Consider the following 23,719-nt stretch of genomic DNA (forward strand, 5'->3'; position numbering starts at 1 on the left):
TGGCGATGTCGGCACCGCTGGGTAACGTGAGCGGCGTGAAGCAGCATCTTTCGCTCCCGGAGGCGCGCCGCGTGGCGCTCGCCGCGCAGGGCTTCGCGCGCCCCCGCCCGGCCGCCCCCGGCGTCCGTCAGCTGAACGCCGCGATCGCGCGCATGGGCGTGCTGCAGATCGACTCGGTCAACGTGTTCGCGCGCTCGCACTACATGCCGCTGTTCTCGCGGCTCGGCGGCTATGACACGACCGACCTCGACCGCCTCGTTCTGCGGCACGGCGTGGGCGGGCGGCCCCGCAGCACGGGCGCGTACATCGAGTACCTGGCGCACGAGGCCACGTTCGTGCCGCTGGCCGACTGGCCGCTCTGGCGTTTCCGGATGGAGGCCATGCGCGCCAAGTACGGCGGCCCGGGCACCTGGTACGCCGAGAACCGCGCGACCGTCGACTGGGTGCGCTCCGAGCTGGCCGAGCGCGGTCCGCTCCGACCCGCGCAGATCGAGTCGGACGCCCACCGTGGGCAGCGCGGACCCTGGTGGGACTGGGATGTCGTCAAACGCGCGCTCGAGCTGATGTGGCGCTTCGGGGAGGTCGCGATCGCGGGGCGGCGCGGGTTCGAGCGCCGGTATGGCCTGGCCGAGCATGTCGTGCCCGCGCACCTGCTCGACACCGAGGTGCCGCGCGCCGACGCGATCCGCGAGCTCGTGCGCCGTTCTGCCCGTGCGTCCGGTGTCGCGACGGCATCGGATCTGGCCGACTACCACCGCATCCGCGACCGCCGCGCCGTGCTCGCCGCGGTGTCCGACCTGGTCGACGCGGGCGAGCTCGCACCCGTCACCGTCGAGGGCTGGAGCCGCGGGGCGGCGGCCGTGCGCGCGTGGCTGCACCGCGACGCGACACTCCCCCGCCGCATCGACGCGGCCACCGTGCTCACTCCATTCGACCCGGTGGTGTGGTTCCGGGAGCGCGCGGAGCGCCTGTTCGACTTCGACTACCGCATCGAGATCTACACCCCGGCCGCGAAGCGCAGGTTCGGCTACTACTCGCTGCCGGTGCTCGTCGACGACCGCATCGTCGGACGCGTGGACCTCAAGGCCGATCGCGCGACGTCGACGCTGCGCGTGCAGTCGGCCTGGTGGGAGCGAGACGTGCCGGCGGACAGCGCCGAGCGCGTGGCACGCGCCCTGCGCGAAGCCGCCGCATGGCAGGGTCTCGAGCACATCTCGATCTCGACCTGGGGCGACGCGACCGCCGATCTGGCCTTCGCCATGCCAGACGCCGCCCGCCACGAGCCCGCCGGCACCGCGGCGACGACACTCGAACGGGAACTCAGCGCCGTGTGACGCCGTGCTGCGCCCCTCAGCGCCGCGCGAAATCGGGCGCCGGCTCCGGACGCGCGCCGACGCCGACGAGCCGCGCCGGGATCGCGGAGAGCTGCGGCATCGCGCGCAGTACGCGGGAGATGCGGGTGGGCACGAGCGGTGTCCAACCCGCGGCGAAAGCGCGGCCGATGCCCGCGTGGACCACCCGCTGCGCAGCCTGCGTGATCCTCGCCGGCAGCGCGCGGCGACGCTGCACCGCAGCCAGGCGCGCATCGGACATCCGGCGCGTGCGCAATGGCCCCGCGAGCATCGCGGCGGCCGCCACGCCGTCCTGCACGGCGAGGTTCACGCCCACGCCGCCGACCGGCGACATCGCATGCGCCGCATCTCCGATGCACAGCAGGCCCCTCGTCCACCAACGCCGAGCGCGGTTCAATCTCACGTCGAGCACGCGGACGTCGTCGAAGCGCAGGGTGCACGCCGGCTCAGCCAGCTCGGGCGCGGCCTCCATCACGGCCGCCCGGAAGGCGTCGATGCCCGCGGTCCGCAGCGCCCGCTCGTCGCCCTTGGGGATGAGCATGGCGGCCTGGACGTAGTCGCCGCGCGGGATCAGGATGAACAGTCGCCCTCCCGCACCGCGCGGAGTGAGGCTGCGCCCGACGTCGATGCGCGACCCGTCGGATCGCATCGCGGGGATCCGGAACCAGAGCACGTCGAAGGGCACCACGTGCTCCTTCATCGGCAGGGCCGCGAGGCGCCGCATGGCCGATTCGCGCCCGTCCGCCGCGATCGTGAGCAGCGCCTCCTGTTCGCCCTCCTCGCCCGTGGCGCGATCCGCGAACCGCACGCCGGTGACGCGACCGCCACGCTGCAGCAGCCCCGTCACCTCCGTCTGCATGCGCAGGCGGAAGAGCGGCTCCGCGCGGGCGGCGTCGGCGAGCAGATCGAGGAAGTCCCACTGCGGTGCGATCGCGATGAACGGGTAGGGGTGCCGCAGCCGACGGAAGTCGGCCACCGTGACCGTCGTGCCGTCAGCGGCCGGAACGCGCACCGCGTCGAGCCGCGAGTACGGGATGCGCCGAAAAGCGTCGATGAGACCCAGCTGGTCGAGCAGCAGCTGGGTCGATGGGTGGATGGTGTCGCCCCGGAAGTCGCGGAGGAAGTCGACGTGCTTCTCGTACACGGTCGTCTCGACACCTGCTCGGGCGAGCAGCAGCCCGGCGATCATGCCGGCGGGGCCGCCTCCCACGACGATGCATCCCGATGCGGCGTCGCTCATGCTCCCCACCTTGCCGCGGCCTCGCTCGATCCGGAAGGTCCGCCGCACGCGAACGGGGGCGCGGCGACGCTCGCTCCCGGTGCAGACTGCCCCCATGCGACTCCTCGTGCTCGGCGGCACCGTGTTCCTGTCCCGCGCCGTGGCGGAGGCCGCGCTCGCCCGCGGCCACGACGTCACGACCGTCAGCCGCGGCACGAGTGGTCGACCGCCGTCCGGTGCGCGGCACGTCACCGCGGACCGCGCCGCTCCGCTGCCGCGCGAGCTCACGCAGACCGCCTTCGACGCCGTCGTCGATGTGTCGTCCCGCCCGTCCCACGTGCGCAGCGCGCTGGAGCGTCTCAGCCACGCGCACTGGGTTTACGTCTCGTCCGTCAGCGTGTACGCCGACGACGCCACCCCGGGAGGCGGTCCGGGCATCCTGCCGCTGCATCGGCCGCTGTGGGACGACAGCGACGACATGGCAGACTACGGCCCCCTGAAGGCTGGCTGCGAGCAGCTCGTGGCCGAGGCAGCGGCATCGCATGCCGTCGTTCGGCCCGGCCTCATCGTCGGGCCCGGCGACCGGTCGGGGCGGTTCGCGTACTGGGTCGACCGGCTGCGCCACGCGGCGGACGGGGAGGTCGTGCTCGCCCCGGGCAATCCCCACGACCTCGTGCAGTTCGTCGACGTGCGCGATCTCGGTGCCTGGATCGCCCTCCTCGCGGAGCGGTCTACCACCGGGGTGCGCGACGCGATCAGCCCGCCGCTGACCATCGGCGATGTGCTCGATCAGGTGGCCGCGGGATGCGGCGCCCGTCCGCGCTGGCGCTGGGCGACGGACGAGCAGTTGCGCGGGCTCGGGATACGCCCCTGGATGGGCCCCCGCTCGCTCCCCCTCGGGTTGCCGCGGCCGGACTACGACGGCATGCAGACGCACCTCCCCGCCCCGGCGCGCGAGGCAGGCCTGAGGATCAGGCCGGTTGCAGACACGGCGCGCGACACACGGGCCTGGCTCGACGGCACTCCACACGCGGCGATCACGGGCCTCACCGCCGACGAGGAGCGCGAGGCGCTCGCGTCGCTCGGCTAGCCCCGGCGGCGGCCCTCAGTCGGTCAACCGGTCAGCCGCTCAGCCCAGGAAGAGAGCCCGCAGGCGCTTGGTCGTGAAGACGAGGCCGATGCCGATCATCACGACGTAGTAGAGCACGTGCCAGAGCATGTCGGCGCTCAGGACACCCGTGGTGAGTCCTCGCACGAGCTCGACGCCGTGCCAGAGTGGCAGCGCCATCACGATCTGCTGCACCCATCCCGGGTACACGGTGATGGGGTAGAACGTCGCCGAGAACAGGAACATCGGCAGCATCACGAAGTTGATCCAGTCCATGTGCTGGAAGGTCTTCATGTAGCTCGTCACCGCCATGCCCAGGCTCGCGAAGCCGAACGCGATGAGCAGCACTGCCGGCAGGGCGAGGATCGCGGTCCACGACAGAGTGAGCCCCGCGATCTGCATGATGAACAGGAATCCGCACGCGTACAGCAGGCCCCGCATCAGGGCGTACAGGATCTCGCCGAGCGCGACGTCGAGCGGGCCGAGCGATGTCGACAGCATGCCCTCGTAGAGCTTGCCGTAGTTGAGCTTGAAGAACACGTTCCAGGTGGAGTCGTAGATCGCGCCGTTCATGGCGGACACCGCGAGCAGCGCGGGCGCGATGAAAGCGGCGTAGCTGACCTCGACGCCCTGCGACGTCTGCACGTCGCCCACCAGAGCGCCCAGCCCGATGCCCATCGACGCCAGATAGAAGACGGGTTCGAAGAACCCCGACAGCACGACGACCCAGCTCGACGATCGGGCCGCGATGAGGCCGCGCTGCACCACGGCCCACGGGTTTCCCGCCCACAGCGCGCTCACCCCGCCGCGGCGGGTCGCCGACTCTCTCCTCTGCGCCACGGCGGTCATCGTGCGAGCCTCCGCACGAACACGCGACGGCCGCAGACGTAGCCGATCGCGCCCAGCACGAGCAGGTAGCCGATGTGAACCGCCAGCATCGCCGCCGAGACGTCGGCGCCGTACGTCGCGGCGCGTCCCAGCTCTGCGCCGTGCCACAGCGGCGATATCCACCCGATCCACTGCAGCCAGACGGGAAGCGTCTCGAGCGGATAGAAGGTGCCGGAGAACAGGAACATCGGCATGAACAGGAAGCGCTGCACCAGCGCGAACTGCCCCTTGTCGTCTTCGATCGAGCCCGCATACGCCATCAGGGGGATCCCGAACGCGAGGCCGGCCAGCGCGCCGACGGCGATCGACAGCCAGCCGGTCGCGGGCATCGGCACAGCGCCGAAGAGCCAGACGAAGAGGTAGTAGGCCCCTGCGGCGAGTGCCATGCGCGCCGTCGCCCCGGCGATGACACCGTGGGCGATCTGGGGGCTCGACAGCGGCGAGGCGTTGAATCCGTAGAAGTAGCGGCGCCATTTGAAGCCCGCCATGACCGGGTAGGTCAGTTCCTCGGAGGCGACCGCGATCGTCGCCGTCATGAGCAGCGCAGGCGCCACGAACACGAGGTACGGCACCTCGACGCCGTGGTGCACGATGGGAGCCTGGATCAGGGCCGCGAGCCCGAGCGCGAGGCCGAGCAGGTACATGATGGGCTGCCCGATCGCGCCCACCACGATGGTCCATCCGTACGCGCGCATCGCGCGCACCATGTGCTCGGTCACGTACCAGCTGCCGAAGCGCCGCGGCCGCCGGCCCCACTGCAGGGCCTCGGCACGCAGCTCGTCGAGCGACGGAGAGGCGGTCTCGGTCGTCGTCATTCGATCAGCGACCTTCCCGTCAGCCGGAGGAAGACGTCCTCGAGACTCGAGCGTCGCACGAGGCTCGTGATCGGCTGCAGCCCCTGCGCGGTGACCCGCTCGAGCGCGGCCTCGCCGTCCGGCGCGTAGATCAGGATGCGATCGGGCAGCACCTCGATGCGATCGCCGACGCCCCGTAGCTGCCCCGCGACGCGTTCATTGCGGTCCGAGCCGAATCGGAGCTCCAGCACCTCGCGGCTGGAGTGCTCGCGGATGAGCGAGCCCGGCGTGCCCTCGGCCATGATGCGCCCGTGGTCGACCACGATGAGCCGGTCGCACAGCTGCTCGGCCTCGTCCATGTAGTGGGTCGTGAGCACCAGCGTGGTGCCGCGCTCCTTGAGCCGGAACAGTCGGTCCCACAGCACGTGCCGCGCCTGCGGATCGAGCCCTGTGGTCGGCTCGTCGAGCAGCAGGATGCGCGGGTCGTTGATCAGGCCTCGCGCGATCGTCAGGCGTCGCTTCATGCCGCCCGACAGCTGATCGACCTTGCTCTTGGCCTTGTCCTCCAGCTGCGCGAACGCCAGCAGCTCGTCGGCCTTCTGCTGGCAGACCCGGCCCGGCAGGCCGAAGTAGCGCCCGTAGATGTAGAGGTTCTCGCGCGCGTTCAGCTCGCCGTCGAGGTTGTCCTGCTGCGGCACGACGCCGAGCCTCGAGCGGATCTCCGGCCCGTAGCGGTCGGGGTCGAGTCCGAGGATCGAGAGCTCTCCCCCTGTGCGCGCCGAGACGGCTCCGATCATCTTCATGGTGGTGGACTTGCCTGCGCCGTTGGGGCCGAGCAGCCCGAACGACTCTCCGGGGGCCACCTCGAAGCTCAGCCCGTCGACAGCGACGACATCGGGCTTGCCCTTGACCGTGTAGCTCTTGGCCAGGTTCGTCGCGGAGATCACGGCTTCAGACACGGCGTCAGCCTATCGAGGGCCTCGGACATGACAGCGCCCTCCCGAGGGAGGGCGCTGTCAGGAACGCGGTCCCATGCGGGTGCTGTCAGAACTGCACGCGCGGCGGCTCGGCGATGGCGGCGCCGTCGACCACCTCGAAGAACTCGCGCTCGGTGAAGCCCAGATTGCGCGCGAAGAGGTTGTTGGGGAACACCTTGATCTTGGTGTTCAGCTCGCGCACGCCGCCGTTGTAGAAACGGCGCGACGCCTGGATCTTGTCCTCGGTGTCGACCAGCGAATGCTGCAGCTGCAGGTAGTTCTGGCTGGCCTGCAGCTGGGGATACGACTCGGCGACGGCGAACAGGTTCTTCAGCGCCTGCTGGATGTGCCCCTCGGCCACCCCCGCCTCGGCCGGGCCCTTGGCCGACAGCGTCTCGGCGCGCGCCTGCGTCACGTTCTCGAAGACGGCCTTCTCATGCGCTGCATAGCCCTTGACGGCCTCGATCAGGTTCGGGATCAGGTCGGCGCGACGCTTCAGCTGCACCGTGATGTCGCTCCACGCTTCGTCGACACGGACGTTCAATTGCACGAGAGAGTTGTATGTGGCCCACAGGTAGATGCCCGCGATGACCACGATCGCGAGCACGATGACAACAGGAATCAGCCATTCCATCGGGAACCCCCCTCGGTGATGCCCCCCATCCTAGACGCGCGTGGTGACGCGCCGCGTCGGCCATCCGGCCGACGGAGCCGGCGCCGTACCGCCCTCCGGGAGAAGCGCGCCGACCTGCCGGGAGAAGCGCGTCGACCTGCGGGGAGAAGCGCTTCGACGTGCGGGAGAATCGGATCGGAGAAGGAGACTCGTGACCACCACCGACACGGCGCCGCAGCCCAGCGTCCTCGCGCGGACCGGATCCTGGATCCTGCGGGCCCTGCGCGTCGAGCTCGGGATCTACGCCAGCATCGGCCGCGCCGTCGCGCGGCGTCCCGCGCTCCCTCCGGGCGCCAGCGGCCACTCGTATCACCGACCGGTGCTGACCATCCTGATCGTGTTCATCGTGCTGTCGGCCGTCGAGATCCCGGTCATCGACCTCATCGTCCACCGGTGGCCTCTCGTGCGCATCCCGCTGCTCGTCCTCGGCATCTGGGGAGTGACGTGGATGCTGGGGCTGCTGTGCGCCTTCCTGATGCGTCCGCACGCCGTCGGACCGGAGGGCGTCCGGGCGCGCAACGGGCTCGAGATCGACGTGCCCCTGTCCTGGGACGACATCGCATCGGTCGAGATCGCTCGGCGCGTCGATGAGGAGCGATCGCCGCGGATCGCCGACGAGGACGGCCTGCGGACGCTGTCGCTGCGGATCGCCGACGAGACGAACATCCTGATCGCCCTCGAGCGGCCGACGCCGATCCGGCTGCCGGGGCTCCCCCCGAAGGGCGGCGAGCACGCGGTGGGCGCCGTGCGGATCTGGGTCGACGATCCGCAGGCGTTCATGCGCGCGGTCGCACGTCACATCTGACACGGCTCACGGGCGTGCGTCGGTGCGCGTCGCCACCGCCTCGGCACGCCGGCTCTTGACGAGGCTGGCCACGGTGGCCACGGCGATTGTCGCCGCGATGAACAGCAGCGAGAACCAGATCGGGATCTCCGGCGCCCACTCGACGTGCCGACCGCCGTTGACGAAGGGCAGCTCATTGACGTGCAGCGCATGCAGCACGAGCTTCACACCGATGAACGCCAGGATGACCGCGAGGCCCTGGGCGAGGTACACGAGCCGCTGCAGCGCCCCGCCGATGAGGAAGAACAGCTGACGCAGCCCCATCAGCGCGAAGGCGTTCGCGGTGAAGACGATGTATGCCTCCTCTGTCAGTCCGTAGATCGCGGGGATCGAGTCGACCGCGAAGATCAGGTCGATGAAGCCGATCGCGACGATCGTCAGGAACATGGGCGTGACGAAGCGCCGCCCGTCCTTCCTGACCGTGAGGCGGTCGCCGGCGTACTCGTCCGACACGGGCAGCATCCGGCGCACCAGACGCATGAATCGGCCGTCCGCCGGGTTGGAGTCGTGGCTGCCGAAGGCCTGCCGCCAGGCGATGAACAGCAGCAGGGCGCCGAAGACGTAGAAGATCCAGGAGAGGTTCTCGATCAGCGCCGCACCGACGGCGATGAACGCCCCGCGCATGATCAGGGCGATCACGATCCCGATCATCAGCACCTTCTGCTGGTACATGCGAGGAACCGCGAACCCCGTCATGACGATGAGGAAGACGAAGAGGTTGTCGATCGACAGCGCCTTCTCCGTCAGATAGCCGGCGAAGTACTCGCCGCCGTAGGTCCAGCCCGCAACGACGCCGATGCCGACGCCGAAGAGAAGGGCGAGCGCGATGTAGAACGCCGACCAGCGGGCGGACTCGCCCATGGTGGGCTCGTGCGGTCGACGGACGTGCGCGAAGAACTCGTACACGAAGAAGGCGACCGTCACGGCGAGGGTGATGATCCAGATGAGGGGCGTGACCTGCACGGGTCCTCCAGGGAGACATGGCGGATAGCGGCCAAAGTCTCCCTCGTCCTGGCGGGGCCAGAACCGGCGCGCCCGGGATGCGACATCGGATCCGTACTGGCGGGGGCGCCGAGGCGAAGTACTCCCTCTGCACCTCCACTGTAAGGCAGCCGAGGTCGGGATGGTGCCCCCGCTGGGATTCGAACCCAGACTGCGGCGAGTTTAAGTCGCCTGCCTCTGCCGGTTGGGCTACGGGGGCTTCGAACCCACGCTACCGGCGGGAACGGCGAGAGCCGCCATCCCGAGGAGGACGGCGGCTCTCGCGGAGCGTGCGACGCTTACTTCGGCTGGACCGCGGCGGCCTCGACCTGAGCATCGGCGGCGGCGGACTTCTGCGACTCGGGCGCGGCCTGCTCCACGGGCGCCTCGACCGGGGGCTTCGGCCGCGAGGCGAACGCCTCGAAGAACGCCCGCGGCGTCTGCACCGCCTCGAGCTGAACGGTGTCACGGCCGAGCCAGAGGTTGTGCCACCAGCCCCACAGCACGCGCCACTTGCGCTCCCACGTCGGCATCGCCAGACCGTGGTAGCCGCGATGTGCGACCCAGGCGAGGAAGCCCTTGAGGGCGAACTTGCCCGACTGGAACACGCCGTTGTAGAGACCCAGACCCGCTACCGCGCCGAGGTTCTTGTGGTAATAGTCCACCGGCGCGTCGCCGCGCAGCACGGCGACGATGTTCTTCGCGAGGCGCTTGGCCTGGCGCACGGCGTGCTGCGCGTTCGGCACGCACGTGCCGTCGGGCAGGCCGCCGGTCTTGTCGGGCACCGCCGCGATGTCACCGGCCGCCCAGGCGCCCTCGACGACGGTCTCGCCGTCGACGACGCGCAGGTCGGCCTGCGTCGTGATGCGGCCACGGGGCTCGACGGGCAGATCGCTGCCCCGCACGACGGCCGGGTTCGCCATGACGCCGGCCGTCCACACGATGAGCCCGCTGGGCAGGCTCAGGCCGGTGGAGGTCTCGACCACGCCGTCGACGGCGCTGGTGACCTGCGTCTCGAGGTGCACGTTGGCACCGCGCTGGGCGAGGTCCTTGAGCACCCACTCGCTCGTGGGGAGGGAGACCTCGGGCATGATGCGGCCCATCGCCTCGATGAGGTGGAACTGCGTCTCGTCGAACGAGATCTCCGGGTACTGCCCGACCAGGGCCGAGGCGAGCGAGCGCAGCTCGGCGAACGTCTCGATGCCGGCGAAGCCGCCGCCGACCACAACGACCGTCAGAAGGCGCTGGCGCAGCGGATCGCCCGCGGGCAGCGCCGCGGCCTTCTCGAAGTTCGAGATGAGGGTGTCGCGGACGTACACCGCCTCCTCGACCGACTTCAGGCCCACGGCGTTCTCGGCGATGCCCGGGATCGGGAAGGTGCGGGAGACGGATCCGGCCGTCACGACGATCTGGTCGTAGGCCAGCTCGTAGGGCTCACCGCCCTCGGGCGTGATGGTCGCGGTCTTGTGGGCGTGGTCGATCTTCGTCACCTTCGCGGTGATCATCGTCGTGCGCGTGAGGTGACGGCGGTGCGACACCACGGTGTGGCGGGCCTCGATCGAGCCGGCCGCGACCTCCGGCAGGAACGGCAGGTACGTCATGTACGGAAGGGGGTCGACCATGACGATCTCCGCCTCTCCGCGACGCAGGTGCTTCTCGAGCTTCCACGCGGTGTAGAAACCCGCGTAACCGCCACCGACGATGAGGATCTTGGGCACGAGTGAGGAACTCCTTGAGTCAGGGATTGCCCGGCGACCGCCGCACACGGGCCGAACGGACGCGTCGCACAGCCGCGATGACGCCCAGCACCACGAGAATACCAGCGCCGCTGAGGGCCACGAGCGGCAGCGTGCCATATCGCAGGGCGTCGGCGGACGGCAGGTACGGCGACGCGGCCTCCGCGGGCGGGTCGGCGGGCGGCAGGGGCGGCACCTCGACCGGCGTGACCGTCGGCTCTGGCTGCGGCTCCGCGGGCCGGTAGCGGTAGAGCTCGATCCAGCGCTCCAGGTCGCCCATCGGGTTCGCCGTCACGTGCGGCACGGATGCCGTCACCGCGGCGCCCGCGTCGACCAGTCCATAGCCGTAGAACGCGTCGGGGACCTGGACCCCCTCCGGTTCGCGCGCGGTCTTCACGATGCGGTTTATCACGTCGATCGCGCTCAGCTCCGGATGTGCCGAGCGCACGAGCGCCGCGACGCCCGCCACGATGGGCGCGGCGCCGCTGGTGCCGTTCCATTCCTCGACCTTGCCGTCGATCGTGACGCCCAGCAGCTTCTCGCTGGGCGCCGAGACCCCGATGGTGATCCCCTGCGTCGACGCCTCGACGCTCGCCCGCCCCTCCGGGTCGACGCCCGCGACGGTGAGCACGCCGGGGATCGTGGCGGGCGCTCCCACCGACGACGTGCCGCTGCCCCGGTTGCCCGCCGCGACCACGATGACCACGTCGTTCTGCATGGCGTACAGGAACGCCTCGTCCCACGACTCGTCCCAGCCCTGCTGATTCGTGGTGAACGACATGTTGATGACATCGGCGCCGTTGTCGACCGACCACACCACGGCCCGGGCCACCTGCTCGGCGAACGGCACGGTCGCGGCGGATCCGAATCCCAGCGACACCGACAGCAGGTTCGCGCCGGGGGCGACCCCGACCATGCCCTTGCCCTTCTCATCGGGGACGGCGCGACCGGCGGCCAGCGACGCCACCTTGCTGCCGTGATCCGGGTCGATCACGTCGACCGGCGTGCGCCCGTTCGGCGTGCCGGCGCCCGAGACGTCGGTGCCGCCCACGACGGCGCCGTCGAAGTGCTTCGGCCCCTCCGCGATGCCGGTGTCGATGACGGCGATCGTGACGCCCTCACCGCGCGTCGTCTTCCACGCGTCGGTGATGCCGTAGTCCTCGAGCCAGTACTCCCGCTCCCGCAGGGTCGGCGGCGCGGTGGGCGACGGGGTGGGCGTCGGCGCCGCGCCGGTCAGCAGCGTCGCCGCGACGGCGAGCGCGAGGACGCGCGCCCAGCGCGTCATCCGGCCTTCCCCGGCTCGGCGCACTCGCACCGGTCCGGCGACCAGGCCGAGCGGTCGAGCGCCGCGTCGCCGATCGGGTTGACGCCGGGACCCGCCGCGAGCGCGTGACCCGCGAGGGCGTGCAGGCACTTCACGCGCGTGGGCATGCCGCCCGCCGAGATGCCCTCGATCTCGGGCACGTCGCCGAAGGCGGCGCGGTCGGCGAGGTAGGCCTCGTGCGCGCGCCGGTACTGCGCCGCGAGCTCGGGCTCGTCGGCCAGGCGCGCGGCGAGCTCCGGCATGAGCTGTCCCGCCTCCAGGCGGGACATCTCGGCCGTCGCCGCGGGATGGGTCAGGTAGTAGAACGTCGGGAAGGGCGTGCCGTCGGGAAGCCGCGGCGACGTGGCGACGACCGTCGGGTTGCCGCACACGCAGCGCGCCGCGACGCCCACGACACCGCGGGCCTCACGGCCGAGCTGAGCGGAGACCACCTCGAGGTCGACAGGGCGCGGGGGTTCGAAGGCGGCAGTCGTCACCTCTCCAGGCTACCTGCGCGCCCATCACGCCCCCGGCGCCGACGGGCCGTTGCCAGCAACCCGGCAGGTGGCGATCAGGGCGCCATCGCCGAGCGCGACGTTCCCGCGCCGAGCACGGACCGCAGGAGGCCGTCCATCCAATCGGACTGCTTCTCCTCGACGTCGGCGCTCACCGGCTCGGGATCCTGCGGCGTCTCCGTCTCCTCGAGATCGTCGATCACGAGGAACCGCACCTCGCCCGGCTTCGTGTAGTAGAGCCGCTCGCGCGCCTGCGCCGTGATGTACGCGGGGTCCTTCCACCGCTCCCGCTCGCGCTCGAGCGCGGCGATCTCGTCCTGCGTGACCTGCACGGCTTCCTGAAGCGCGGCGATCTTCTGCCGCTGCTCGACGTACGTCGCCACACTCGGCGCGAGAACGAGCACCGCGAGCACGACGAGGCCCAGCATGATGGCCGCGAACCCCGAGAACCGGATGCCGCCCAGCCAGTCGCGCGCGTCGGCCGCGGTTCCCGCGGCGCGTGCCCCGCGACCGCGGCCCGGGGAGCCGCCCGGAGAGACGGAAGAGGGAGCCGGCTGTGCTCTCACGGCTCCCCCTTCGTCTCGCTTCCGGCTCGCGCCGGCGCTGTCTGCGCTGCGCTTACGCGGTGAACCGCGGGTAGGCGCTGCGGCCGGCGAACGTCGCGCCCGCGCCGAGCTCCTCCTCGATGCGCAGAAGCTGATTGTACTTCGCGACCCGGTCGCTGCGAGCGGGCGCGCCCGACTTGATCTGCCCGGCGTTCACGGCCACCGCCAGGTCGGCGATCGTGGTGTCCTCGGTCTCGCCCGAACGGTGCGACATCATCACCGTGTACCCGGCGTTCTGGGCCATGGCGACCGCGTCGAGCGTCTCGGTCAGCGTGCCGATCTGGTTCACCTTGCACAGCAGCGAGTTGGCCACACCGCGCTGGATGCCGTCGGAGAGGCGCTGCGGGTTGGTGACGAAGAGGTCGTCGCCGACCAGCTGCACCTTGGAGCCGATGCGCTCCGTGAGCGCCTTCCAGCCCTCCCAGTCGTCCTCGGCGAGCGCATCCTCGATCGTGACGAGCGGGTAGTTCGCGAGGAGCTCCTCGTAGTACGCGGTGAGCTCCTCGCTCGAGAGCTCCTTGCCCTCGAAGCGGTACACGCCGTTCTCGAAGAACTCGGTGGAGGCCACGTCGAGGCCCACCGCGATGTCGACGCCCGGCGTGTATCCCGCCTTCTCGATCGCGGTCATCAGGAAGTCGAGCGCGCCGCGGTTGCTGGGCAGATCGGGGGCGAACCCGCCCTCGTCGCCGAGGCCCGTGGCGTAGCCGCCCGCCTTCAGCTCGCTCTTGAGCACGTGGTAGGTCTCGGTCCCCCAGCGCAGCGCCTCGCTGAAGCTGTCGGCGCCCAGCGGCACGAGGAAGAACTCCTGCATGTCGACGCCGGTGTCGGCGTGCGCACCGCCGTTGATGACGTTGAGCGCCGGCACGGGCAGGATGTGGGCGTTCGGGCCGCCGATGTAGCGGAACAGCGGCAGGTCGGCGCTGTCGGCCGCGGCCTTCGCGACGGCGAGGCTGACGCCCAGAATCGCGTTCGCGCCCAGGTTCTTCTTGTTGTCGGAGCCGTCGGCCTCGATGAGGGCCGCGTCGATCACGCGCTGCTCGCTGGCCTCGATGCCCTCGATCGCGGGGCCGAGCTCGTCGATCACCGCGTCGACGGCCTTGAGCACGCCCTTGCCCGCGTAGCGGTCCTTGTCGCCGTCGCGCAGCTCGTACGCCTCGAACGCCCCGGTCGAGGCGCCCGACGGGACGGCGGCGCGCTGCACCGTGCCATCCTCGAGCAGCACCTCCACCTCGACGGTCGGGTTACCGCGCGAATCCAGGATCTCGCGCGCGCCTACAGCTTCGATCAGTGCCACGGATTGACTCCCTCTGAGTGGACGTGAGAGGGGCCGCAGAGCCCCGCGGCCAGTCTAGGCCGTGGCCGGCGACCCGCGAGGACGCGCCGTCGCGCCGTCGCGCCGTCGCGCCGTCGCGCGAACCGTGTCAGCCGAGCACGAGGGCGATCGCGATGCCGTCCCAGCCCTTCAGCCCGACCGTCTGCAGCGCCGTCGCCTCGAACCGGGGATCCGACCCGAGCATCTCCAGCGCCTCGCGCGTGCCGCGCACCTTCGTGTCGTCCGCGTCGGCGTGCACGATCTCGCCGTCGCGGCCGATGTTGTCGAGCACGACCACCGCACCGGGGCGGCCGAGCCGAGCGGCCCAGTCGAGGTAGCGCGTGTTCGACTCCTTGTCGGCGTCGATGAAGACCAGGTCGAACGGCCCGTCGAGCGTCGGCAGGATGTCGAGCGCGACTCCGACGCGCACGTCGACGCGGTCCGCGACTCCCGCCCGCGCGAGGTTGGAGCGCGCGACGTCCGCATGGTCCGGCTCCGCCTCGATCGTGACGACCTCGCCGTCTGGCGGCAGCGCGCGTGCGAGCCAGATCGTCGAGTAGCCGCCCAGCGTGCCGATCTCGAGCACGCGTCGCGCGCCCGACATGCGAGCGAGCAGGTGCAGCAGCTTGCCCGCCACGGGCGCGACCTCGATCGCGGGCATGCCGGCGCTCTCCTGATCGGCGATCGCCTCGTCGAGGGCGGGATCCGGCCCGATCAGCACGTCGGACAGCCAGCGGTCGGCGGTGGCCCAGTTCTCCGGGGTGGGTTCGGCCATGCCGTCATCCCAGCCGGGTGCCGCCGTCCGCGTCAAGCCCGTGGCGGAACGCGGGCTTCCCGTCCCGCCACGGCTTCTCGGCCAGCGCCACGCCGTCGAGCAGACCGCGACGGAACTGCCCGGCCGCGGCCAGCGCCACCACGACCACGGCGAGCACGCCCCAGGCGACGAGGCCGAGGGGACCCACCACGCTCATGTCAGGCGTGTGCCCGGCCGCGACGAACAGCATCACGGCGCCGCCCGCGGCGTTGAGAGACGCGTGACCGGTCACCGCGGGCCACACCGACGCGGTGCGAAGGCGGACCCAGCCGAACAGCACGCCCCACGCGACACACGCGGCGATCATCAGCAGCACGCCCCCCACGTCGGGGCGACCGAAGTTGTAGCCGAGCAGGATGATCGGCGCGTGCCACACGCCCCATACCGCCCCGGACAGGAGCAGCGCCGGCCACACCCCAAGCGGGCGCAGCGCCGGCAGCAGCCACCCGCGCCAGCCGATCTCCTCGCCGAACGTCACGAAGCAGTTGACGAGCGCTCCGAGCGGGAGCGCCGCGAGCTGAGCGAGCACGACCGCCTGGATGGGCACCGACGCGGGGTCGACGCCGGCGACGGCCAGCGTCGGCGCCAGCGCCTCCGCGAAGCCGGAGAAGCCGACCAGGTCGAACGCGACGAGCCCCAGGGCCGCGCTCGCGAAGGCCACGGCCAGCACGATGAGCGCCGGTGCGAACAGGAACACGACGGAGAACCAGATCGTGCGGCCGAAGGGCCGCAGGGGCCACACGCCGAGGAATCGCGCACGGGCGCTGTGCGGCGAGCGCAGTGCGAACACGGCCACGAGCGTCGCGACCGCGGGCGTGAACATCATCAGGATCGCGAGCGGCCCGAACAGCGGCGACGCCAGGCCGTCGCCGAGCCACAGCGGCAGCGCCACGAGCCAGGCCAGCGCGATCGCGGTGATCGCGAAGGCGGTCACGGCTGGCCACGGCACGCGCGCGAGCCGGTCCTCCGCGTTTTCGATCGTCATGCCGCGCTCCTCTCCTTCAGGCCGCGCAGCAGCGCGGCGGCGGTCGCGGCGTCGTCGACCGTCACGGTGAAGACCCCGCCATCGGTGCGCGTCACGCGCAGCCCCTCGCCGCGGCGCAGCACCGCTCCCCAGCCGCCGCGATAGCGCCATCCCCAGCCCCCGAACTCGCCCATCGGGTCGACGTGCGCGACCTCGACACGGGCGATCCGATCGAGCGGGACGCGCACGCGCGGCCAGCTGACCAGCGACCGCACGGTCAGCCCCGTCTCGTCGGCGCGCACGCGCACGCCGGCGGAGGTCGGCACCAGGACGAGCGCCAGCAGCGCCACGGCGAGCGTGATCCAGCCGCTGCCCGACATCGCACCGTCGCGGCGCAGATCGCCGCCGATCACCAGCACCGACACCGTCACCAGCACGACGGCCGCGATCCCGAGCACGATCGCGCCGCCGCGATCGATGGTCGCGCTGCGCAGCCAGACGGCCCGCTCCCCGGCGCTCAGCGCGACGACCCCGGTCGGGTCGGGCTCCTCTTCTCCGGGCAGGTCATGCGTCGCGCGGGCCGCGAGGCATCCCGCCGCGACGCCCAGCACGAAGCCAGCCGCCAGCATGGGCAGGATGCCCGGTGCGTCGGCGGCGCGCGCGAGACCGATCTGGCCGATCAGGGCGCCGGTCGAGATCACGCCGATCAGCACCGTCGCCCACCAGACCATGCCCGCCACGAATCTCAGCTGCCGGCGCCCGGCCGGGCCGTCGAGCCCGCGGAGCGCGAGCCCGCCGATGAACAGCGGCAGTCCCGCCCCGATCGCCAGGGTGAGAACGGGATATGTCCACGACGGACCATAGCCGTCGACCGCGCCCGACGCTCCCCAGTGGATCGCCACGGTCCGCGGCACGAGCGGCAGCAGCGCGAGCTGTGCGAGGGCGAGCACGGCCGCGATCGAGATCGGCAGCACGAGGGCCACCAAGCGGAAGCGGCGGACCACGCGCTCGCGCGGGATCGTGGGGGCTGTCACGGTGTCCTCCTCGAGTTCGACGGGCGGGTGGTCACGGGCGGGCGTCGCGCACCAGCGAGGCCAGCGCATCCCGCGGGATGCCGAGCTCGTGGGCGCGCCGGGCGAGCGCGACCACCTCGGCGTGCAATTCGACGATGGGCCGCACCGCATCGGTCAGGATCGCGCCCCGGCCGGGGCGCATGTCGACGAGGCCCTCGTCGCGCAGGGCCTGATAGGCGTGCAGCACCGTGTGCAGGTTGACTCCCAGCGATGATGCGACCTCGCGGGCAGCCGGGAGGCGATCCCCCGGCGCCAGACGACCTGCGGCGGCATCCGCGCGGATGGACGCCGCAAGCTGTGCGAAGACGGGCTCTTCGCGGTGCGGATCGATCCGAATCAACACATACTTATTCTACTCCAACTAGAACATCGGGGAACGGTTGGAACGAGGCCATGTGCCCGCCACGCGCGCCGCCTATACTCCGCCGCATGACGACCGCTCCCGCCCTCGCCCGACGTCTCGGACTGACGGATGCCGTCGCGATCGGACTGGGCGCCATGATCGGCGCTGGCGTGTTCTCGGCTTTCGCGCCCGCCGCGCAGGCCGCCGGCTCCTGGCTGCTCGCGGGTCTCGCGATCGCCGCGGTCGTGGCGTACTGCAACGCCACGGCCTCGGCGCAGCTCGCCGCCGTGCACACCACGTCGGGCGGCACCTACGCATACGGCCGCGCCGAGCTCGGTGCGTGGTGGGGGTACGCCGCGGGCTGGTGCTTCGTGATCGGCAAACTTGCCAGCTGCGCCGCCATGGCCATGACGTTCGCGGCCTACGCCGCGCCCGCCGGGTGGGAGCGGCCGATCGCGATCGCCGCGGTCACCGCGCTGGTCGGCGTGAACCTGCTCGGCGTGACGCGCACCGCCCTGGCCGCCAAGCTCATCGTGGTCGTCGCCCTGCTTGCCCTGGGGATCGCCGTGGCGGCCGGAACCATCGCGCCCGCGGCGTCGGATGGTGCGTTCTCGACCGACCTCCCGGCGGGCGCGTGGGGTCTTCTGCAGTCCGCGGGGCTGCTCTTCTTCGCATTCGCGGGCTACGCGCGCATCGCCACGATGGGCGAGGAGGTGCGGGATCCGGCGCGGATCATCCCGCGCGCGATCACGATCGCGTTCCTCGCGGCGCTGGCCGTGTACGCCGCGGTGGGCGCCGGCCTTCTGCACGCTCTCGGCGCCGCGGGCACGGCGGCATCCGACGCTCCGCTGTCCGACGCCGTCGCGGCGGTCGGATGGGCGTGGGCGGAGCCGGTGGTGCGGATCGGCGCGTCGGCCGCGTCGCTCGGAGCGCTGCTCGCGCTCATCGCCGGCATCGGGCGGACCGGTCTCGCCATGGCCCGGGAGCACGATCTGCCCGCGCCGCTCGCGGCGATCCATCCGCGGTTCCACGTGCCGCACCGCATGGAGCTCGCGGTCGGTGCGATCGTGATCGCCGTGGTCGCGTTCGCCGACCTGCGCGGCGCCATCGGCTTCTCGTCGTTCGGCGTGCTGCTGTACTACCTGATCGCCAATCTCGCCGCGTTCCGTCAGGCGGCCGCGGTGCGCCGCTATCCCCGCTGGATGCAGGCGGCCGGGGCCGCCGGATGCCTCGCGCTCGCGTTCACGCTGCCGTGGCAGAGCGTGGCGGCCGGCACCGCCGTGCTCGCGATCGGCCTCGCGGCGCGCGCGCTGCGGATCGGGATCGAGCGGTCGCGCGCGAGCCGTTGACCTCCTCAGCCGAGCGACGTCACGGCGGCGCGCAGGGTGGGCAGCGCCTCGACGCGCCGCCCGTCCGGCCAGGCGGTGAACAGCCGCCAGACCTCCCCCGCGTTGTACAGCGACACCATGTAGTCCGCCTCGCTCACCTGCAGCGTCTCATGGTCCGCCAGCGTCACGGGAGCCGTGACCAGTCGCGGCCCGTCGTCGCGCATCCCCGCGACCTCGAGCACCAGCGCGAGCGAGGGGTCGGACGCGGCGACCGCGATCCGATGCGCGAGCGGATCCCCTGCCGCCCGCCGCTCCACCTCGGCGTCGATCATCAGGATGAGCAGCATCGCCTTGCGACGCGAGAGCGGCGAGCGCTCGAGCGCCGCCAGCGCGGCGCGGAGGTCAGCCGACATGCGTGCGGAAGAACTCCCGGGTCCGAGCGCCGGCGAGAGCGCACGCCGCCTCGTCGAAGCGATTCCGCTCGTCGCAGCAGAAGCCGTGGTCGGCGTCGTAGGCGTACACCTCCACGTCGGGGTGAGCAGCCTTCAGCTCCTCGACCTGCTCCAGCGGGATGCCCTGATCGAGAGCTCCGAAGTGCATCTGCGTGGGCACTCGCGGCGTGAGTCCGATGTAGTTCGGGATGCCACCGCCGTAGTAGCCCGATGCCGCCGCGACGCCGTCGATCTGCGCGGCGGTGCGCCACGTGTTCGCACCGCCGAAGCAGTAACCCGTGACCCCGACCCGGCCGCCTTCGGCTGCCGCGGCGACGGCCGCCGCCATGTCGAGCAGGGCGGTCTCCTGGCTGTACTCCTTGAAGATCTCTGCCGGCATGCGGGAGTAGTCGTCGGTCTCATAGCCGAACTCCACGCGGTCGAACATCGCCGGCGCGATCACCAGGTACCCCTCATCGGCCCACTGGTCCGCGACCTTGCGCACCCAGTGGTTCAGCCCCCAGACCTCGCCGTAGAGGACGACCCCGCCCCGGGGCGCTCCCTGGGGTTCGGCACGGTAGGCGTTCAGCGTGAATCCGTCGGATGCGGTGAGGGTGATACGGGTCCCCATGGCCTGACTCCTTCGTCTCGACATTCCCGCCCCACGCTATCGGCTCCGCGGCGCGCCCGTCCGCTGCGCGGCGACCGCGAGAATGGACGCGTGACCCAGCGATACAGCCAGGCGTATGCCGCAGCCCACGGGCGCTTCACCGTCATCCCCGCCGTGTACGTGCTGCTGCGCCGCGGCGACGAGGTGCTGCTGCAGCTGCGAGAGGGCACCGGCTACTACGACGGGCACTGGGCGGCCGGCGCCGCCGGCCACGTCGAGCGGGGCGAGTCGCTGCTCGACGCCGCGGTGCGCGAGACCGCCGAGGAGCTGGGCGTGACGGTGCGGGCCGACGCGCTCCAGTTCCTCACGCTCGAGCATCGCACGGGCGACGGAGCGGCGATCGACGAGCGCATCGACGTGTTCTTCGCGTGCCGCTCCTGGGAGGGCGAGCCGAGCCTGGTGGAGGAGAAGGCCAGCGACCTGCGCTGGTTCCCCCTCGCCGCGCCGCCCACGCCCGTCGTGCCCCACGAGCTCGTCGTGCTCGACGCCTGGCGCGACGGCGCACTGCGCCCGATCACGCCGATCGGATTCTGACCTCGCCGCAGGCTCAGCCGAGCGGCTTGATCTCGAGGGCTTCGCGGCGGGTGCCGGCCGTCACCGTCGCGAACGACGTGTAGCCGTCTGCCTCGGCACGCGCCAGCAGAGCCTTGAGGTTCTTGGTGCGCTGCTCCAGGCGCACGCGTGAGCCCTCGGCGACGAGCCGCGCCTTCAGCGCGATCAGCTCGGCCACCGGAACGTCCTTGTCGTGCAGGAGCACGACCGACGCGGCCGCGTCGTCCGCCGTGTCCCCGACGAGATCGACGATGCGTTCGAAGCCGATCGAGAAGCCGACCGCCGGCACGTCCTGCCCCAGGAACCGCCCGATCATGCCGTCGTAGCGACCGCCGCCACCCAGCGAGTACGAGACGGAGGGGTGGGCGAGCTCGAAGATGGTCCCTGTGTAGTAGCCCATGCCCCGCACGAGGAACGGGTCGAACTGCAGGGGCGCGTCGGCCCCGCCATCCGCCGCGCTCTCCCGGCCCGCGGCCACCGACTCCCCCACGCCCACCAGGTGGGCGATGACGTCGTCGGGCACGCCCTCGGGGAGGGCCTTGCGGATCTGCGCCTCGCCGTACGGCAGGAACTCGCGCGTCTGGGGCCGGCGCAGGAACTGCTCGAACGCGTCGACCGCCGTGGCCGTGGCCCCGCGGTCGCGCAGCTCGGCCGTGACGCCGTCGGGTCCGATCTTGTCGAGCTTGTCGATCGTGATCAGCACGCCGGGGCGCTCATCCGGCGCGAATCCGAAGACGTCGAGCATCGCGTCCAGCGCACGCCGATCGTTGATGCGCACGGTCGCTCCCTCAAGCGACAGGGCCGCGAGCGCGTCGAGCGACGCCGTGATGAGCTCGGCCTCGGCGCGGGACGACGCGTCGCCGATGATGTCGATGTCGCACTGCATGAACTGGCGGTAGCGACCCTTCTGCGGCCGCTCAGCCCGCCACACGGGCGCGATCTGGATGGCGCGGAACACGGCCGGCAACGCAGCACGGTGGGTCGCATAGAAGCGCGCCAGCGGCACGGTCAGGTCATACCGCAGACCGAGATCCGTCAGCTTCGCCGGGTCGTCCGCCGCCGCGCGGATCGCATCGGCGTCGAGGCCGCGCTTGAGGATGTTGAACGCGAGCTTCTCGTTGTCGCCGCCGATGCCCGCGTGCAGGCGCGCGTACTCCTCCACCACGGGCGTCTCGATCTCGTCGAATCCGTGCGCCCGGTAGCGCTCGCGGATGACGGCGAGCACGCGCTCGCGACGGGACTTGTCTGCGGGGAGGAAGTCGCGCATGCCGCGCGGCGCATTCACGGAAGCCATAGCGGATCTATTTTCCCACGCCCGGACCTTCGATCCTGCGGCTCACCCCTCGGCGTCGCGGATGTCGGCCTCGAGAGCCCGCAGTCGTTCGCGCAGCGCGCGCTCGGCATCCCATCCGTTCGCGCGCGCCGCAGCCGTCAGCGTGAGCAGCAGGTCGCCCAGCTCCTCCTCCGACTCCGGCACCGCACCGACCTCGGACGCGTCGTGCACGGCGAGCGCGACCTCGTTCCCCACGCCGACCTGCGCCGCCTTGCCGATCAGCTTCTGCGCGAGCGCGAGCGACGGCATGGACCGCGCGACGCCGTCGAGCACGCTCACCCGCTGCCGCTTCTCCGCCGCCTTCGCGGCGTTCCACAGCTCGAGCACGCGCTCCGGGGTCTCGGCGGTCTCCCCCGCGAAGACGTGGGGATGCCGCCGGACCATCTTCTCGACGAGGGTCGCCGCGACGTCGTCGATGTCGAACGGCTCCCCCGCGCCCGCCTCCGCGACGGCCCGAGAGGCGATCTCGGCGTGGAACAGCACCTGCCACAGCAGGTCGCCGAGCTCCTCCCGCATGTCGGCGGCGTCGCCCGACTCGATCGCGTCGATCAGCTCGTGGCTCTCCTCCAGCAGATAGGGCACGAGCGCACGGTGATCGATCGCCTGGGTCCATACGCAACGGTCTCGTACGGTCCGCATGGTCTCGACGGCCTGCCTCAGCGCGTCCTCGGCCATCGGCATCCTCTCTCGATCGATCTCTCCGGACGGCGTCACGAAGACGCGGCCACCGTGCGATGCCAGCGGGCCCGCCACGACACGATGGCGGCCGACAGCACCAGGGCGATCATCGACCCGCCGAGCACGCCCAGGATGGCCTCGTCGCGCACGAGCGCGTCGTCCGCATACGCCAGGTTGGCCAGCAGAAGCGACACCGTGAACCCGATGCCGCCGAGCGCACCCGCCGCCAGCAGGTCGGGGAACGCCACGGTCGGAGCCGTTCCCTTCGGGCGCAGGCGCATCGCGATCCATCCGAACAGGCCGATGCCCACGATCTTGCCGAGCGGCAGCGCGAGCACGATGGCCCACAGCGCGGGCGACAGCTCGCTCGGCGACACCTGCGGGATGACGACGAGCGCCGCGACGAACGCGAACACGGGCAGGATGCCGCCGTTGATCCACGGCTCCAGCGCGTGGCGCGCGCGCATGCCGGCGCTCTGCTGCACCGCCAGGCCGAGCAGCACGCCCGCGATCGTGGCGTGCACGCCCGAGAGCAGCACGAACGCCCATGCGGCGACGGCGACGGCGATCATCGCGGCGACGATCGCGATGCGAGCGCCGCGTCGGTTCGCATCGATGCGGCTGAGGATGGCGAACACCACCACGAGCACGATCCCGATCGCCAGCATGCCCAGGTCGAGGCCGTGCGCGAACAGCACCGCGATGAAGACGATGCCCACGATGTCGTCGATGATCGCCAGAGCGAGCAGGAAGATGCGCACGGGCGAGGGCAGGCCGCGGCCGAACACCGCGAGCACGCCCAGTGCGAACGCGATGTCGGTCGCCGTGGGGATCGGCCAGCCGTCACGTGTGGCCGGGTCAGCGCCCGCGATCGCGAGGAACACCGCGATCGGGACGATCACGCCCCCGGCCGCCGCGATGGCCGGCTGCAGCGCCTTGCGCGGGCTGCTCAGCTCGCCGCTGGTGAGCTCGTACTGCAGCTCGACCGCGACGCCGAAGAAGAAGATGGCGAGCAGACCGTCGGACACCCAGTGCGCCAGTGACAGGTCGATGGGCGTGCCCGGGATGGCGAGGTGGCCGTGGCTGATGCCGATGACGGTGGGGCCGATCGGCAGGTTGGCGACGAGCAGCCCGAGGGCCGCCGCCGACAGCAGCAGGATGGCGGGGAAACGGTCGGAGCGGAGCAGCTTCATGTGCACCTTTCGGGGAAGGCGGGAATGGTCAGA

The 23,719-nt window shown here is 71.4% G+C and carries 25 protein-coding genes and 1 tRNA gene; 5 read left to right on the forward strand and 21 right to left on the reverse strand.

The annotated features are described in order from the left end of the window. Positions 1-35: 35 nt before the first annotated feature. Positions 36-1,334 (forward strand): winged helix-turn-helix domain-containing protein, encoded by a 1,299-nt coding sequence (locus ABTW64_RS05155; protein WP_350619915.1) that lies wholly within the window; start codon positions 36-38, stop codon positions 1,332-1,334. 16 nt (positions 1,335-1,350) lie between these two features. Here the strand turns inward: ABTW64_RS05155 and ABTW64_RS05160 are convergent, their stop codons facing one another. Continuing rightward, entirely contained in the window at positions 1,351-2,592 is a 1,242-nt protein-coding gene (locus ABTW64_RS05160) for an FAD-dependent oxidoreductase (RefSeq protein WP_350619917.1), read from the reverse strand. Positions 2,593-2,686: 94 nt separating this feature from the next. Between ABTW64_RS05160 and ABTW64_RS05165 the strand changes: the two genes are divergently transcribed. Next, positions 2,687-3,661: an NAD-dependent epimerase/dehydratase family protein gene (locus ABTW64_RS05165; protein ID WP_350619920.1), complete on the forward strand. Its 975-nt coding sequence runs from the start codon at positions 2,687-2,689 to the stop codon at positions 3,659-3,661. Between the two features lie 39 nt (positions 3,662-3,700). Here ABTW64_RS05165 and ABTW64_RS05170 read toward each other — a convergent pair whose 3' ends face one another. From ABTW64_RS05170 to ABTW64_RS05185, 4 genes are all read right to left on the reverse strand, one after another. Beyond that, positions 3,701-4,528 (reverse strand): ABC transporter permease, encoded by an 828-nt coding sequence (locus tag ABTW64_RS05170; protein WP_350619923.1) that lies wholly within the window; start codon positions 4,526-4,528, stop codon positions 3,701-3,703. Then, positions 4,525-5,382 (reverse strand): ABC transporter permease, encoded by an 858-nt coding sequence (locus ABTW64_RS05175; RefSeq protein ID WP_350619926.1) that lies wholly within the window; start codon positions 5,380-5,382, stop codon positions 4,525-4,527. The genes ABTW64_RS05170 and ABTW64_RS05175 overlap by 4 nt, the downstream gene beginning before the upstream one ends. Beyond that, positions 5,379-6,320 (reverse strand): ABC transporter ATP-binding protein, encoded by a 942-nt coding sequence (locus ABTW64_RS05180; protein ID WP_350619929.1) that lies wholly within the window; start codon positions 6,318-6,320, stop codon positions 5,379-5,381. The genes ABTW64_RS05175 and ABTW64_RS05180 overlap by 4 nt, the downstream gene beginning before the upstream one ends. Before the next feature lie 85 nt (positions 6,321-6,405). Then, complete coding sequence (locus ABTW64_RS05185) at positions 6,406-6,972, reverse strand: LemA family protein (RefSeq protein WP_350619933.1); 567 nt, start codon at positions 6,970-6,972, stop codon at positions 6,406-6,408. A gap of 190 nt (positions 6,973-7,162) precedes the next feature. Between ABTW64_RS05185 and ABTW64_RS05190 the strand changes: the two genes are divergently transcribed. Beyond that, complete coding sequence (locus ABTW64_RS05190) at positions 7,163-7,816, forward strand: hypothetical protein (protein ID WP_350619937.1); 654 nt, start codon at positions 7,163-7,165, stop codon at positions 7,814-7,816. 6 nt (positions 7,817-7,822) lie between these two features. On the opposite strand, the gene ABTW64_RS05195 is transcribed toward ABTW64_RS05190, so the two are convergent. The 11 genes from ABTW64_RS05195 to ABTW64_RS05245 all read right to left on the reverse strand — a co-directional run bounded on the left by ABTW64_RS05195 (position 7,823) and on the right by ABTW64_RS05245 (position 17,501). Continuing rightward, positions 7,823-8,818, reverse strand: a complete 996-nt coding sequence (locus ABTW64_RS05195) for a TerC family protein (RefSeq protein ID WP_350619940.1) — start codon at positions 8,816-8,818, stop codon at positions 7,823-7,825. A 161-nt stretch (positions 8,819-8,979) separates the two neighbouring features. Continuing rightward, a tRNA-Leu gene (locus tag ABTW64_RS05200) sits at positions 8,980-9,056 on the reverse strand. A 79-nt stretch (positions 9,057-9,135) separates the two neighbouring features. Beyond that, a complete protein-coding gene (locus ABTW64_RS05205) occupies positions 9,136-10,554 on the reverse strand; it encodes an NAD(P)/FAD-dependent oxidoreductase (RefSeq protein ID WP_350619941.1) in 1,419 nt (472 codons plus the stop codon). Between the two features lie 19 nt (positions 10,555-10,573). After that, entirely contained in the window at positions 10,574-11,857 is a 1,284-nt protein-coding gene (locus tag ABTW64_RS05210) for a S8 family serine peptidase (RefSeq protein ID WP_350619943.1), read from the reverse strand. Beyond that, a complete protein-coding gene (locus tag ABTW64_RS05215) occupies positions 11,854-12,372 on the reverse strand; it encodes a DUF501 domain-containing protein (protein ID WP_350619946.1) in 519 nt (172 codons plus the stop codon). The genes ABTW64_RS05210 and ABTW64_RS05215 overlap by 4 nt, the downstream gene beginning before the upstream one ends. 74 nt (positions 12,373-12,446) lie before the next feature. Continuing rightward, the gene (locus ABTW64_RS05220) at positions 12,447-12,956 is read right to left on the reverse strand and encodes an FtsB family cell division protein (RefSeq protein WP_350619949.1); all 510 of its coding nucleotides are present in this window, start codon (positions 12,954-12,956) and stop codon (positions 12,447-12,449) included. Positions 12,957-13,008: 52 nt separating this feature from the next. Then, the gene (gene eno, locus ABTW64_RS05225; RefSeq protein ID WP_350619952.1) at positions 13,009-14,289 is read right to left on the reverse strand and encodes a phosphopyruvate hydratase; all 1,281 of its coding nucleotides are present in this window, start codon (positions 14,287-14,289) and stop codon (positions 13,009-13,011) included. Between the two features lie 127 nt (positions 14,290-14,416). Further along, entirely contained in the window at positions 14,417-15,082 is a 666-nt protein-coding gene (locus tag ABTW64_RS05230; RefSeq protein ID WP_350619954.1) for an O-methyltransferase, read from the reverse strand. Between the two features lie 4 nt (positions 15,083-15,086). Continuing rightward, complete coding sequence (locus ABTW64_RS05235; protein WP_350619957.1) at positions 15,087-16,106, reverse strand: CPBP family intramembrane glutamic endopeptidase; 1,020 nt, start codon at positions 16,104-16,106, stop codon at positions 15,087-15,089. Further along, positions 16,103-17,119, reverse strand: a complete 1,017-nt coding sequence (locus ABTW64_RS05240; RefSeq protein WP_350619960.1) for a DUF1648 domain-containing protein — start codon at positions 17,117-17,119, stop codon at positions 16,103-16,105. Before ABTW64_RS05240 ends, ABTW64_RS05235 begins: the two co-directional genes overlap by 4 nt. Before the next feature lie 31 nt (positions 17,120-17,150). Next, the gene (locus tag ABTW64_RS05245) at positions 17,151-17,501 is read right to left on the reverse strand and encodes a GntR family transcriptional regulator (protein WP_350619963.1); all 351 of its coding nucleotides are present in this window, start codon (positions 17,499-17,501) and stop codon (positions 17,151-17,153) included. A gap of 86 nt (positions 17,502-17,587) precedes the next feature. On the opposite strand from ABTW64_RS05245, the gene ABTW64_RS05250 reads away from it, so the two are divergent. Next, the gene (locus tag ABTW64_RS05250) at positions 17,588-18,850 is read left to right on the forward strand and encodes an APC family permease (protein ID WP_350619966.1); all 1,263 of its coding nucleotides are present in this window, start codon (positions 17,588-17,590) and stop codon (positions 18,848-18,850) included. Between the two features lie 5 nt (positions 18,851-18,855). Here the strand turns inward: ABTW64_RS05250 and ABTW64_RS05255 are convergent, their stop codons facing one another. Both ABTW64_RS05255 and ABTW64_RS05260 read right to left on the reverse strand, forming a co-directional pair. Next, positions 18,856-19,242: a hypothetical protein gene (locus ABTW64_RS05255; protein WP_350619969.1), complete on the reverse strand. Its 387-nt coding sequence runs from the start codon at positions 19,240-19,242 to the stop codon at positions 18,856-18,858. After that, positions 19,232-19,891: a dienelactone hydrolase family protein gene (locus ABTW64_RS05260; RefSeq protein WP_350619971.1), complete on the reverse strand. Its 660-nt coding sequence runs from the start codon at positions 19,889-19,891 to the stop codon at positions 19,232-19,234. The genes ABTW64_RS05255 and ABTW64_RS05260 overlap by 11 nt, the downstream gene beginning before the upstream one ends. Before the next feature lie 90 nt (positions 19,892-19,981). Between ABTW64_RS05260 and ABTW64_RS05265 the strand changes: the two genes are divergently transcribed. Beyond that, positions 19,982-20,464 (forward strand): NUDIX hydrolase, encoded by a 483-nt coding sequence (locus tag ABTW64_RS05265; RefSeq protein WP_350619974.1) that lies wholly within the window; start codon positions 19,982-19,984, stop codon positions 20,462-20,464. A gap of 13 nt (positions 20,465-20,477) precedes the next feature. Here ABTW64_RS05265 and hisS read toward each other — a convergent pair whose 3' ends face one another. The 3 genes from hisS to nhaA are packed head-to-tail and all read right to left on the reverse strand — an operon-like array spanning position 20,478 to position 23,686. After that, positions 20,478-21,776 (reverse strand): histidine--tRNA ligase, encoded by a 1,299-nt coding sequence (hisS, locus tag ABTW64_RS05270; RefSeq protein WP_350619978.1) that lies wholly within the window; start codon positions 21,774-21,776, stop codon positions 20,478-20,480. Positions 21,777-21,818: 42 nt separating this feature from the next. After that, positions 21,819-22,490, reverse strand: a complete 672-nt coding sequence (locus ABTW64_RS05275; protein ID WP_350619981.1) for a nucleoside triphosphate pyrophosphohydrolase — start codon at positions 22,488-22,490, stop codon at positions 21,819-21,821. Between the two features lie 35 nt (positions 22,491-22,525). After that, positions 22,526-23,686, reverse strand: coding sequence for a Na+/H+ antiporter NhaA (gene nhaA, locus ABTW64_RS05280; protein ID WP_350619984.1), 1,161 nt, complete (start codon positions 23,684-23,686; stop codon positions 22,526-22,528). Positions 23,687-23,719: the final 33 nt, after the last annotated feature.

The organism is Microbacterium sp. NPDC096154 (genome assembly GCF_040302945.1).
Classification (GTDB): Bacteria; Actinomycetota; Actinomycetes; order Actinomycetales; family Microbacteriaceae; genus Microbacterium.